The 13,496-nt window shown below is 46.1% G+C and carries 9 protein-coding genes; 5 read left to right on the top strand and 4 right to left on the bottom strand.

What is annotated here, in order from left to right; all coding sequences use genetic code 11:
* The first annotated feature begins 3 nt into the window (after positions 1 to 3).
* Entirely contained in the window at positions 4 to 1,059 is a 1,056-nt protein-coding gene (locus D0B88_RS04185) for a DUF4238 domain-containing protein (RefSeq protein ID WP_151055379.1), read from the top strand.
* Positions 1,060 to 1,066: 7 nt separating this feature from the next.
* Here D0B88_RS04185 and D0B88_RS04190 read toward each other — a convergent pair whose 3' ends face one another.
* Entirely contained in the window at positions 1,067 to 3,619 is a 2,553-nt protein-coding gene (locus D0B88_RS04190) for an EAL domain-containing protein (RefSeq protein ID WP_151055381.1), read from the bottom strand.
* Positions 3,620 to 3,876: 257 nt separating this feature from the next.
* On the opposite strand from D0B88_RS04190, the gene D0B88_RS04195 reads away from it, so the two are divergent.
* Both D0B88_RS04195 and D0B88_RS04200 read left to right on the top strand, forming a co-directional pair.
* Entirely contained in the window at positions 3,877 to 4,497 is a 621-nt protein-coding gene (locus D0B88_RS04195; RefSeq protein ID WP_151055383.1) for a cation transporter, read from the top strand.
* 309 nt (positions 4,498 to 4,806) lie between these two features.
* On the top strand, positions 4,807 to 6,207 hold the full coding sequence (locus D0B88_RS04200) for a glycoside hydrolase family 5 protein (protein ID WP_191966516.1): 1,401 nt from the start codon (positions 4,807 to 4,809) through the stop codon (positions 6,205 to 6,207).
* A gap of 204 nt (positions 6,208 to 6,411) precedes the next feature.
* Here D0B88_RS04200 and D0B88_RS04205 read toward each other — a convergent pair whose 3' ends face one another.
* Together D0B88_RS04205 and D0B88_RS04210 are read right to left on the bottom strand one after the other, a co-directional pair.
* The gene (locus D0B88_RS04205; protein ID WP_151055387.1) at positions 6,412 to 7,494 is read right to left on the bottom strand and encodes an SGNH/GDSL hydrolase family protein; all 1,083 of its coding nucleotides are present in this window, start codon (positions 7,492 to 7,494) and stop codon (positions 6,412 to 6,414) included.
* Between the two features lie 131 nt (positions 7,495 to 7,625).
* Positions 7,626 to 9,044, bottom strand: a complete 1,419-nt coding sequence (locus D0B88_RS04210; protein ID WP_151055389.1) for an alpha-amylase family protein — start codon at positions 9,042 to 9,044, stop codon at positions 7,626 to 7,628.
* A 485-nt stretch (positions 9,045 to 9,529) separates the two neighbouring features.
* On the opposite strand from D0B88_RS04210, the gene D0B88_RS04215 reads away from it, so the two are divergent.
* The gene (locus D0B88_RS04215) at positions 9,530 to 10,207 is read left to right on the top strand and encodes a YkgJ family cysteine cluster protein (protein WP_191966517.1); all 678 of its coding nucleotides are present in this window, start codon (positions 9,530 to 9,532) and stop codon (positions 10,205 to 10,207) included.
* Positions 10,208 to 10,345: 138 nt separating this feature from the next.
* Here D0B88_RS04215 and D0B88_RS04220 read toward each other — a convergent pair whose 3' ends face one another.
* Positions 10,346 to 11,857: a methyl-accepting chemotaxis protein gene (locus D0B88_RS04220; protein ID WP_151055393.1), complete on the bottom strand. Its 1,512-nt coding sequence runs from the start codon at positions 11,855 to 11,857 to the stop codon at positions 10,346 to 10,348.
* Between the two features lie 354 nt (positions 11,858 to 12,211).
* Between D0B88_RS04220 and D0B88_RS04225 the strand changes: the two genes are divergently transcribed.
* The gene (locus D0B88_RS04225; RefSeq protein ID WP_151055395.1) at positions 12,212 to 13,195 is read left to right on the top strand and encodes a hypothetical protein; all 984 of its coding nucleotides are present in this window, start codon (positions 12,212 to 12,214) and stop codon (positions 13,193 to 13,195) included.
* The last annotated feature ends 301 nt before the right edge of the window (positions 13,196 to 13,496 follow it).

Here is a 13,496-nt window from a genome sequence, read left to right on the forward strand (position 1 = left end):
ACGATGAGTGTCAAAAAAGGAGAGGTACGTGTAAAAAATCATTTCGTGCCTGAGGGTTATTTAAAAAACTGGTCTGGCTCCGACGGAAAAATATTCACATATAAAACGTTAGTACAGCATGAAAAAGTTCATTATTGGAGATCATATCACCCTAGCTCAATTGCCTATCATAAACATCTATATACCATGCAAATAGCAGGTGATGAAAATGACGATTTAGAACGATGGTTTGATAATGAATTTGAATCGCCTGCATTACCAATAGTTGAAAAAGTTATATCAAATAGAAAACTATCGTCCAAGGAATGGGAAATTTTAATAAAATTTCTCGCAGCCCAAGATGTAAGAACACCAACAAGACTAATAGAACACATTAGAAGAATTAGCGAAATACTGCCTGAAACCTTAAATGATGTAATGAGTAACTTACCTAAGAAGCTAAGCGGAATATCCGAAATTAATTATGAATCCTCGAAACCTGAATATTTTAAATATTTTCCTTTAAAAATAGATAAAAGTATACAAGTAGGCGCAAGCCATGGAACATTAAAAGCAACAACTTACGCGGGCAGATCAACCTGGTTTTTCTCAATTAGGCATCTTTTAGAGCACACAGCTAAAGTGCTACACAGTTACAAATGGAAAATTATTAGACCTCACCCGGGATCATTTTGGCCCACAAGCGATAATCCTGTAATAAAACTAAATTGCTATGAAAATGGAATGTATGATTTGAAAGGAGGATGGGGTGTGAAGAATGGTGTGATCTTATTTCCTATTGGACCAGAGCATGCGATGTTTATCCAGATTGGAGAAAATCTTCTAAAGAGAGAATATACATGCACAGAATTGGAAACTTTAATTTTCAAAAAATTTATTTTTGAGAATGCAGACAGAATGGTATTCGCAAACAATGCTGACAACGATGTTCTTCTATTTAGACAACGGGTTGTAGATGCAAACCAAGTTAAAATTGAGAAAAGTCAATTTTCTGATTGGGTAAATGAAAATAATAGACTGGAAAACGAGTTTAATAAAAGCGATGTACGTACCCCATAATTTATGTTTATTCCAGGTTAGCAATCGGCGGATAAACAATTGTGCATGCCGCTTGTTTTTTCATAAAACTAACAAAATCATCTGACGAGATAGGTTTACTAAAATAGTAGCCTTGGGATTGATCGCAGTTATGATCACGCAAAAATGCTTCCTGCTCTTTGGTTTCCACACCTTCTGCAATAACGGTCAAACTCAAGGTTCTGCCCATGGCGATAATCGCTTCGGTAATGGCGCGGTCTTCGCGGTTTTGGGGAATGTCGCGGATAAAAGAACTGTCCACTTTTAAGGTATCAATAGGGAAGCGTTTTATTTGCGCGAGCGATGAATAGCCCACACCAAAATCATCAATTGCCAAGCGCACACCCAATGTTTTGATTGCGGTGAGAATGCGGATTGCGCGCTCTGCATCCTGCATCACCATACCTTCGGTAATTTCCATTTCCAGCAACGCTGGCTGCATGCCTGATTCACTTAATGCATCTGCAACATCCTGAATTAAATGTTCATCAAAAAACTGCCGCACGGATAAATTCACGGCCATGCACAGCGGTGGTAAACCTTGTTTTTGCCAGGCAACATTTTGTGCGCAGGCAGTTTTTAATACCCAGCGCCCAATTAAGACAATCAAACCGGTTTCTTCGGCGAGGGGGATAAATTGTGCTGGTGAGATAACGCCAAGCTCAGGATGTTGCCAGCGAACTAACGCTTCAACTCCGGCAATTTCGCCAGTTTGTAAATTGCGTTTCGCTTGGTAGTGCAAGAAAAATTCATTGCGTTCTAACGCCATGCGCAAATTATTTTCCAGCACCAAGCGCTCCAGTGAGCGGGCTTCTATATCGGGAGAATAAAATTGGTAATTGTTTTTGCCTTCTTCTTTCGCGCGATACATGGCGATGTCGGCATTTTTCATCAGGGTTTGTTCGTCTCTTCCATCATCCGGATAAATACAAATGCCGATGCTGGCTGTCACGCGACACTCCTGGCCATTGATATAGATGGGTTCGAGCGATGCAGATAAAATTTTCTGTGCAACAGTGGCTATTTGCTCGGTGTTTTCCGGCTCAGGCAACATAACGACAAATTCGTCGCCACCGAGGCGACCCACCACGTCACTTGCGCGCAAGCATTGCTTCAGGCGTGCAGCCATTTCGCAGAGTAAATAATCACCCGCTTCATGGCCGAGGGTATCATTAATATTTTTGAATCTATCCAAATCAATAAAAAAAACAGCGAGTTTGCGGTGATAGCGATGCGCAGAATCAATCGCTAAATTTAATATCTGGCTAAACATAAAACGATTGGGCAGCGATGTTAAACTATCGTGCGTCGCTAAAAAGTGAATGTGTTGTTCTGAACGTTTGCGATCACTAATGTCGCGGCCAATGCCGCGGTAGCCACGAAAATGTCCTTCTTCATCAAAGGCGGGCAGCCCAGTCAAACTAATAAAATAAGTTTTACCGTTATCCGCCACGCGGCGCAGTTCCAAATCGCGAAACGGCTTGCGCTCGGCCACTAGGTCGTCGTATTCAATCCAGGATTCGGATAGGAGTGCAGTGCCAGCTAAGTCCTTTAAACTTTTGCCGAGAACTTCATCGCGTGTATAGCTGGATTTATTGTTCGGGTCTTCGATATCAATAAATTGCAAATCGGCATCTTGCTCCCAATACCAATCAGACGATAATTCGATCAGGCTGCGAAACCGTGCTTCACTTTCACGCAGTGCGCGCTCGGCGCGGCGGCGTAAAGTGATGTCGCGGCCAATACCCACCAGCGCGACGGTTTCGTCTTTATCGTTGCGAACGGGCAGCTTGGTGGTGAGAAACCAGCGCATATTACCGGTCTCTTTATTGACGGCCAGCTCCTCCCGGTTAACTAATCCTTCACTGGTGCGAACGATGGTTTGTTCATCATCAAAAAAATTCTGCGCCATCGCTTGAGGGAAAAAATCAAAATCATCTTTACCAATCAAGTTCTCCGGCGTTGTACCCATGCCTCTGGCAACCGCCTCATTCGCTAACAAAAATTTGCTGTTGAGGTCTTTGATAAAAATACTGTCGGGCACCGCATCGACCAACGTGCGCATCAAGTTGCGCTCTTGCTCAAGGGTAGCACTGATTGCGCTCAGCTCGGCCGTGCGCTGGGCTACACGTTTTTCCAATTCAGCGTTCAAGTCGCGCGCATTGAATTCCGCTTGTTTAATTTGGGTAATATCGCGGGTAATACCAATAATGCCAATAATTTTTCCTTCATCGTCACGCAGTGGAACCTTGCTTGTGGAATGCCAGCGCAATTCACCGGTTTTGAAATCGGTCAGCTGTTCTTCGCGCCCCATTAGCGGTTGCCCTGAACGCATCACCCATTGATCATCTTCGCGATAGGCTTGTGCGGCGTTGAGGGGGTTGAGGTCGAAATCGGTTTTTCCCAGGATATCCTCTGCAGATTTTGCCCCGGTCATATTTACCAATGCCAAATTGGCATAGACAAAACGACCTTGCTCATCCTTGGCATAGATGAGATCGAGCATATTATCGCCCAGTGTGCGGAGTAGATGACGTTCCATAGGAAATACTTGTATTGGTGGTGAAGGTTCTGCTTAATACACAGAGATATCAGGTTTTAGTATAAGTAGCGATCAGTGTTTGCATGAAAAATAAAATCAGGGAGCGAAACCAGGTTGTCTCTGTCAGCTTATTGACAGATCAATTCTCCATCTTGTGGACTAGTGTTCGATTAATAATTTATTGGCGATTACCCTTAGATTTTTTTTATAAGGAATCTTAAATTGAAACGTTCCATTGGAATATAGAGGAGTTAACCATGGGCGCCCACTGCTGTAACCACGATCACCAACCACCCATCAAACCCGATCCCAAATACCGGCGTATTTTGTGGATCGCGTTAATCGTTAATGCGTCTATGTTTGCGATAGAAATATTTTTCAGTTTGCGCTCGGGGTCTGTTGCGTTGTTGGCGGATGCTATCGATTTTTTTGGCGATGCGGCCAACTACGGTATTAGTATTTGGGTGCTGGCGATGAGTGTGCAGGCGCGCGCAACAGCGGCGCTATTGAAAGCGGCGTCCATGGCGTTGTTCGGGATTGGTATTTTGATTCATGCTGCATGGAATTTGATTACCGGCGTATTGCCTGATGCGCAAACCATGAGTTTGGTTGGCTTGCTGGCACTGGCGGCGAATGTAGGGGTTGCGATCCTGCTTTACGCTTACCGCAATGGCGACAGCAATATGCGCAGTGTGTGGTTGTGTACCCGCAACGATGCGCTGGGCAATATCGCCGTAATTATTGCGGCTATCGGAGTATTTGGTACTGGCACTGCGTGGCCGGATTTAATTGTGGCGGTGATTATGGCTTCACTGGCATTGACGGCGGCCTGGCAGGTAATCAGGCAAGCGCGGCGCGAACTGGCGCGCGAGGGGTGATTTTATATATAAAAATAATTCCATGTTTCAAAATGAAACATCGGTTGACTGCGATTCCTTTCCGTAACTTGAGCTGTTTCCAAAGCACTCATTAAGTCCTATTTGTAATATTTGTATGGTCTTTTAGTCAAACTTACCCTTAGTATTTCTGCGACCGTTCAGCGCGGTCGTTGTCGGTAGTGTTGCGCGATTTTTGTGTGCAACTGGCTGCTGGCATCTCTCACCCTGGCGTAGGCCCCGGGCTTCCGGGGAGATGTATCACCTGCAGTAGTGTCGGGCATTAAAAAACTCCAAAAGGAAATAATAAAGATGAAATCCTTTTTCTCATCCATCCTCGTTTTACTCGCGTTTTGTATTTCGCCCTTTTCCAGCGCCCAAAGTTGCGGCAGTGGCGGCGGTGCGACTGTGTGTTTAACCGCGACCGGTAGCACCAGCAATATTGGTTTGAGCTGGACGGTCAGTGGCAGTATCATCAGTGTGCAGATTTATCGCGATACCGATAGCAACCCCAGCGGGCGCAGCCGTATTGCCACGGTAAATGCGTCTACCAGAAGTTATACCGACTCAACCGCCGTGGCGGGAACACCCTACTGGTATTGGATTAAATTTAATGCCAATGGCGCAAGCTATAACTCCAACGCGGCGAGTGCTACGCGCACTGCTTCCACGGCGGCGATGCGCAACCTCACCAGTGTGCAACTCGCGGCTTTGATGGGCGCCGGTTGGAATTTGGGGAATTCGCTGGAGGCGATTGGCAGTGAAACCGCATGGGGCAACCCGGCTACCACGCAAGCGATGATTAATGCGGTAAAAGCGGCCGGTTTTAAAACCATTCGTATTCCCGTGTCCTGGACCCAGTATTCCGATGCGAATTACAACATCAGCAGCAGTTGGATGGCGCGGGTGAAACAAGTGGTGGATTATTCAAAAAGTGCAGGTCTCTATGTGATTATTAATATCCATTGGGACGGCGGTTGGATGCAGCCTAAATACGCCAATCAAACCGATGTTAATAATCGCATCACTAAATTGTGGACGCAGATCGCCAATCAATTTAAAAACTATGATGATTATTTATTATTTGCTGGCACCAACGAGGTAATGGTGGATGGCGATTACGGTACGCCAACCGTTGAATACTACACAGTGCAAAATAGTTTTAACCAAACCTTTGTCAATGCGGTGCGTGCTACGGGTGGCAATAATGCGGTGCGTCATTTGGTGGTGCAGGGTTTTAATACCAACATTGATCACGCGATTAGTTTTGCCACTATTCCGAGCGATTCCGCTAACAAACGTTTGATGATGGAAGTGCATTTTTACGACCCCTACAATTTCACCCTGAATGAAAATAGTTCCATCTGGCAGTGGGGTAAAAATGCCACCAATTCGGCGAACGTAGAAACCTGGGCCAATGAAGCGCATGTGGATAATCAATTCCAGCGCATGAAAACTAAATTTGTCGATAACGGTGTGGCGGTTATTCTCGGTGAGTTCGGGGCTATTTCACGCACCAATATTCCAGCGGCAGAAAGTTATCGTGTTTACTGGAACCAGTATATTACCCGCGCGGCTTATACCCGTGGTTTGGTACCTATCTATTGGGATAATGGCTACACCGCCAACGGTGGTATGGGTTTATTTGATCGCTATACCGGCAATCAGGTTTATCCCACCATTATCAGTACGATTGTTAATGCGGCGAAATAATTTTTTAATTTCTCCCCGCCTCCTTTTTACCAAGGTAGGAGCTTGACTCCCCTCTGTGGTAAAGAGGGGCTAGGGGAGATTAACGCTATCCACAAAAATAAAACCCGGCTTCGCAATGGAGCCGGGTTTTATTTTTTACGTTCGCAGGTTTGACGACGCTGAATATTTTCTGCAGTGCAAGTCAAACGTTTTATCGATTGATTGTTACCAGTTCAAATCGGTTTTTAAATGCTGCACCAGTGTTTTGCCCATACGTTGGTTGGTAATTTTATTCGGGTGCCAATCGCAACCCAAACCATCGGCAGATTCAATTTTCCCCAAATCCACTAGCTTTACACCGCTGGATACCAAAGAACCTAAAATAATTTTTTGCGATTCCCGTTGGGCGCCACCGAGCATGGGGCTGATAATTAAATATACCGGTTTGTTGGGGAAATCCGTTTGCACCATGGCGATTAATGTTTTCATATTTGCGCGATAGTCATCACTCACCGAGCCTTCCCAATAATCGTTGGTGCCCAGGTTAATTAATATCGCATCGGGCTGATAAGCAGTTGCATCCCAGCGGCTATTGGCATCATCGGCAAGCGTGCGTTGGTAGCGCACTAACATGCTGGGGTTCACCGGGTTTTTTTCTCCGTAGGAGCGCCATACACCAATACCGGACCAGGCGATTGCGTGTAAGTCGGCGCCCAGTTCATTGGCGGCCAGCGCGGCATAGGTTAATTGTTGATTGCTGGTGCGCATGTCATAACTGCAATGTTGATCAGCGCCCTCTACCCCGTAACCAGCGGTAATGGAATCGCCAATCACCAACAAGCGTTTTGTGGCGGCCGCAGGCGCAGGTAATAATTTTCCATCAACAATCGGGTCGCTCAACAGTGCAGTAACCAGCGCAAAGGATTCGGTTAAGCGCGTCAGGCGAATAGTGTGTTCGCCCTTGGTTAAACCACTGGCCAGGGTATAGGTTGCCTCACCACTTTTTACCCATAAATCCTGAAGGGTACCGTCCACTGCTACTTGAAAGCGAACATCGCCATTGCTGGCCAGCATCATTTTTGCCTCAGTACCGGTGAAACGAAATTCAATGGCGGAGCCCGGCCAGGTAAATTGCGCCTTGCCTTGGGTACTGGTATCAAACCGGCCAATCATGCGCAGTTGTTCGCCGCTAAAACTGGTTGATGCCGTGGTACTGCTGAAATTGCTTGCGGTGTGATTAGGAGCTGCTTGATGGTTGCACGCTGAAAGCGCAACCAGTGATGACAGGAGTAACAGAAATTTCCACATAGATGCCTCTGCGATAGTGATGATGAATAGTCAAATTATTATCGGAGAGGATTATTACCGCTAGGTGGAAATAGTTAAACCACCCAAGTGAAAGGAAGGGTAAGTGTGCATGTCCCTATGCAGTGAAAAGATTATTCCGGTAACCACATGCGCGCATCGCGTGCGGGTAAGGCAAAGGTGTAATTGCTGCTGCTGATATAGACCAAATTGCCGTTGGTCAGTACATCGCGGTAGTTGCGATACCACTTGAAGCGGCTGTTGGTATTCACGCTAAAGTTTTGTTGGCTGCCGCATTTATTAATGCCCACCACACCTTCTTCACCGCGACGGAATAAAATCGCGCAGCTGTTATGGGCCAATACTTCCATGCCCTGCCCTTGCACCTTGTTGTGGAATTTCAGCATGGCGGCAATGTGCGGCGCTTTATAGGCGTTAACCCAGCGATTGCTGTCGGTGCCAGTGGTATCGCTAAAAATTAATGGTTTACCACCATCGCGCCCCATGATGTAGGCATAGGCTAATTTTTCGTCCGTTGCATCCATAATCCAGCTGCGGAAACCGCCGTTAAGTGGAATGTCGTGGTTGATGGTAAAGGTCACCGCGCGGAATTGATCAATGGCTTGGCCTACCGCTTGCGGGTTCACCAATGAACTCATGCTGCCGCCGAATCCAAACGCATTGCGAATGCTGTGGAACAGTGGGAAGTCATAGGCTTTATGATCAGTATCGCGTAGGTACGGGCTGAGGAAACGGTCGTTATCCAAATTACCTGCACCGCCGCCAGTAATAATTTCACCAAATACATACATGTTGGTTTTAATGGTGGAGGTAAAAATTTGGTTCAAGTGGTAAGCGGTCATGTGTTTGGCCGCGTCCACGCGGAAGCCTTTTACGCCCATGGTTTTGAGCGCGGTTAAATAATTGCGCTGTTGGGTCACTACCCAGCTATTGGGGTTCATATCTGGCAAACCAGTGTCGCCGCTGCCACCACACAAACGCCAATTTTGTACTTGCCACACATCGTTGTAATCGCTGATGCAATTGGCGGGATTAAAATCGTAACCACCAAATAAACCCTGGGTTAAATCGCCAAATAATTTTTGATTATTCCAGTAAGTGGTGTTGGAGTTGTAGGTGCTAATCGCGGCGGAGCCGGGGAAATCGGTAGCGCCATTGCGTTCATTGGCCATGTGGTTCAAAACGATATCCGCATAGACTGCCACGCCTTGGGCGTTGAGTGCGTTCACCATGGTTTGGAAGCTTTGTTTATTGCCGCGCGCATGGTCGATCACGCGAATATCCTGTGGTTGGTACCGTTGCCACCAGGCAGAGTTGGCCGAATTGGATTTTAACGGCGGTGCGACTAATACCGCTTTGTAGCCGAGGTTTTTAATTTCCGTGGCTTTGGCGGAAACATCGCTATAGTTCCAGTCAAACGCATGTAAAATGGCATCGGCGCTGGCGTGTTGCACACTGGCAATACTCGCCAGTGCGAGGGTAAAGGTTAACGACGCTTTGGAAATCAATTGGGTTAAAAAACGGTTTTTCACAGTAGTGTCTCCCCTGCTCCGGGCGCGAAGTAAATATTGGCGCAACGGTAACAGTTGTAGTGAGTTATTAGATGTTATGGTTATTCTGTTTGTTACGGCAGCACGAATCCCGCAAGCAAATAGGCCTGCAAAAAACAGTGCGTGAGAATGGATGAAATCATCCGCGTAAATCGCATTTCACAGTGTGGGTTGCACGGCTGCGGCAGCGACAAAAATGGTTGTGACCTGAGCTCTATCCAGAGTTATTGTTATTTCACTAGAGCGCCGCACAGACAGCAGGCAATTGCGGCAAATGGTGAGTGCCTAATAACGAGTGCACAGGCATAGTTAAAGCCATTTATTAATAATTGAACAGACTGTTGCATACGTATTCAATTTGCGTGTTTATAACTCTTTTGCAAATCGGGGCGATGATTGCGCTAACAGTTTTTATTTCCCAGAGATGTTTATCCACTAAAAAGTTTTATCAGCGAGTTATTTTATTAATGAATGATTTTTTTCAACAGACGGCGCAGGCAGAGTTTCAAAAAGCCAGCCAACAATTGCCCGGTGCCAAACAATTTCAAACGGCACTTACCCAATCGTTCAAACGCTACGATAATCTCATCGCCAAAACCATTGCTGAATCGCCAACAAAACCGGCCTGCCAAGCAGGCTGTGCGTTTTGTTGTTATTACAAAGTGGAAGTGCGCGCCCATGAAATGTTGAACATCAAGGATTACCTGCATAAACAGCTGAGCGCTGAAAATATTCAGCAAATAATACAAGAGGCTGAACAAAACGCTGTCGTGATTCGTAGCATCACTCCTGAGCAGCATCTCACCACCAATTTAAAATGCCCGCTGTTGCACAATAATCAATGCAGTGTTTATCCGGTGCGCCCTTATCGCTGCCGTAATTTTCACGCGACCGATGCAAAAGCTTGTGAACAATCCTTTGCCGATCCGGCGAATATGGATATAGCAACCGGCATGATTGAAACTGTGGCGCTCGCCGCCGATGCACACTCCCAAGGTTTTGAAGCGGCGATTGAACAAAAAGGCTTGGATGCGCGAATTTATGATTTTAATACGGCGCTGTTAGAAGTACTGGCCGATGAGAGTTGTTTAAAACGTTATTTGCGCGGCAAAAAAACATTTCAAACCGCATTGGAAGTTAGTTAAATTAAGGTTTAAAAATATTGCCCACTGGCGCAAATCGCCAGCGGGCAAGTTCTGCAATATTCATCTCTCGTCATACCCGCGAACGCGGGTATCCATAACAATCAACAGCGTGGATTAGCTGCGCTGGTCTGCGATTCCCTATGCAACTTTAAAGAAAGACATCAACTGTTGCAGGTGCAGCGATTGGTCGTTGGTTTGTTCTGCCGTTGCCGCCAATTCCTCCGCCGCTGCCGCGTTTTGTTGGGTCGCGCGATTAATTTGCAACATCGCCGAATTGACTTCCGACAACCCACTCGACTGCTCCAGCGAACTGGCTGAAATTTCCTGTACTAAATCCGAGGTTTTGGTAATCGCCGGCACCATATCAATTAACAGTTCACCGGCGCGCTCGGCCAGGCGCACATTACCTGCGGTTAATTCATCAATTTCCTGCGCCGCAATCCGGCTGCGTTCGGCCAATTTGCGCACCTCACTTGCTACCACGGCAAAACCGCGCCCGTGTTCACCCGCGCGCCCTGCTTCAATCGCGGCGTTTAAGGCCAACAAATTAGTTTGGTAGGCGATGTCATCAATAATCGCCACCTTCTCGGCAATCAAACGCATGGCATCAACTGTTTTGGATACGGTGGTGCCGCCTTCCGCTGCTTGTTGCGCCGCTTTGGCAGCAATGCTGTCGGTGATTTGCGCGTTGTCGGCATTTTGTTTTACCGAGCTGGAAATTTGTTCCAGCGACGCTGAAATTTCTTCCACGCTACTCGCCTGTTCAGTCGTTGCTTGGCTCAAACTTTGTGTGGTTGCCGATACTTGGGTGGAAGCGTTAGTGAGCGCATCGGAGGTATTGAGAATATCGGTCACTGTCTGCGACAGGCGCACCATGGATTCATTCATCGCGTTCAGCAATTGGCCAAACTCATCGCGCCGGTCGCTGTGGCTGCGAAAGGTTAAATTACCCTCCGCGAGCTGGCGCACTGCATGGGCGGCAATTTGCAGTGGTGTGGTAATGCTGCGGAACAGCGCGATGGATAAGCCAATCGCTAGCAGCACTCCGATTGCGGCAGTTATCAACATAGTGAGTGAAGTGCTTTCAAAATTTTCCACCGCCGCTTGCTGTTTGCTCGCGAGGATCTGCTCCAGTCGCTCTTGCATTAAATCCAGTTCATTGCGCATAGCTTCAAAGTCATTCGCCGCTTTACCCGTACTGAGTTCCAACGCGCGCCGCCGGGATTCGGCATCAGGTTGCTGCACCATCGCCACTACCTGATCGGTACTCGCCTCCCAGGTATCGCGCAGGCCGGTGTAGGTGTTGCGTAATTCAGTCAGTTTGCTGTCCTCTATCAAACTAAAAAACTGATCTACCCGCTCGCGCGCCTGTTGTTTATTCTCGGCATGCTCGCCCAACAGCGTCTTAAATTGTTCACTCGCCGGGTCGGTGGCAATCAGCGTGCGTTCCGCCACCAGCGCCTGTTGCAAATCCCGGTCGGCGGAATAAAGGGTACTGGTACCCGGCACATAATTATTCAAAATCAATTTGGTTGTTGCATGCTCGGTATGAAAGGCATAAGCGACAAACACCAACAGCGCCAAAAACGTCAGCGTCACCAGCGCAAACCCGCCCCCCAAGCGTTTGGGAACCGAAATATTCACCAACATAACCTTCTCCTTCTTATTAATTAACCCCATGGGCTAGTAATTAACCTTAGACCAGATTTGCAAGTTGTTCCAATCCCAACCGCAGCCACCGGTCATTGTTCGCTGCTGCCTGACGAACAAAATGCTCTGGTCGAATAAACCTATAGCCTATATATTCAAAGCCTTACCCAAACGCCCGGAACAGTAACGCGCACCGGCTCACTGAAAAATACGCATGCGCAATTTGCCATGCTAGAGAAAGATGTTATTTGCTGTTATTTCGTTTATCGCCCAAGGGGTTGAGAATGGAGGCTTCAAATTACGTGAATAGAGATGTTGAGTGTGGGCGGTATGTGAATGTTAGAGGTAAAGAATATGGACTCGTACATTTATCTTGATCAAAACACCTTAAGTGATTTAAGAGAGCGAAAGCTGAGTGAATCAGAGGATGAAGGTCTGAGAAAAATAAAGAAATTATTCTATAAAGATGGTATTCGCCTCATTTATTCAGAAACTCATCTTCAAGAAATAGCTCAGATTCCGAAGGAGCAATATAGGCAGGAGCATATTGAGTTGTTATCTGAGTTGAGAGGAGCATATATAACTCCGATCACAACAGAGCTAAGCGTAAAGGATCCTAGTCTAGTTTGGCTGGATTTTTTAAATAATGAAAATGACAATGAAATTAGTGGTATAAATAATGTTGTTACGGCATTCGATAAATTTAATAGAAAATTTTCTGGTCTTCCAATTGAGGAGAGTTTTGAAGAACTAAATTCTCAACTCAAGCATGCTATTACAGAAATGTTAAAGAGTGCAGAGCAAGAGCTTGATAATATAGCTCCATCTGAGCTGGGTGGGGCTGAAGCAAAAAAAGCTGCACAAGCTCAAATAGCAGAGCAGTTGGAAGCTGCATCAAAAATGTCTGCTATTGATTTAGAGGGGCAACAGGAACTTGGCCCAAAGCCGCTCAGAGATCTTGAAAAGTTAAAAGCACTTCAGCTTGAGAATCTTCCGGAAGAGCTAGTTATTAATAAAATTGATGATTTATTTGCATCCGAAAATAATAATTTTAATTGGTCAGACTATTTTGATGCCACTGTTCATAATCAAATTGCTAGGTGTTATTCGTTAATGAACTGGGCAGGATATTATGCAGACGACTTTACAAGCACTAAAAAGAAAAAAGACAGATTTAGGGCATCAAACAACGATTTAATGCACGTGAGAAACGCTGCTGGTGCTACGCTGCTGATATCGAAGGATATTAACTTCCTTAAGAAAGCTAAAGCTTGCTATGTTCATTTAGGTGTAAATACAGAGGTAGTGAATGCCAATGATCTGGTTAATTACTTATAACAAACGCTGCTGTCAGACAAGTTTTCCGCTGCGCTAAAAATTTGCAGAAAAGCGCGACATTACGGCTCCCAGTTGAAATGTATTTTTATCCCTACTGTGGCGAATTGCCAGAAGAATATCTAAAAGAGGAGCAAGCGATACTTGCAGACTCTTATTAAAAGTAACGAAACATGTCGCGGAAATTGAAGATCAGAGTAAATCATTTTGCAGCGAAGACGGTTGATGCTTACAGTGCGAGCAATAAAGAGAGTAATGCCAGTAATAAAAATGATTAATTCCCTGTATTCAGCCAAGCTCCATA

The organism is Cellvibrio sp. KY-YJ-3 (assembly GCF_008806955.1).
Taxonomy (GTDB): Bacteria; Pseudomonadota; Gammaproteobacteria; order Pseudomonadales; family Cellvibrionaceae; genus Cellvibrio.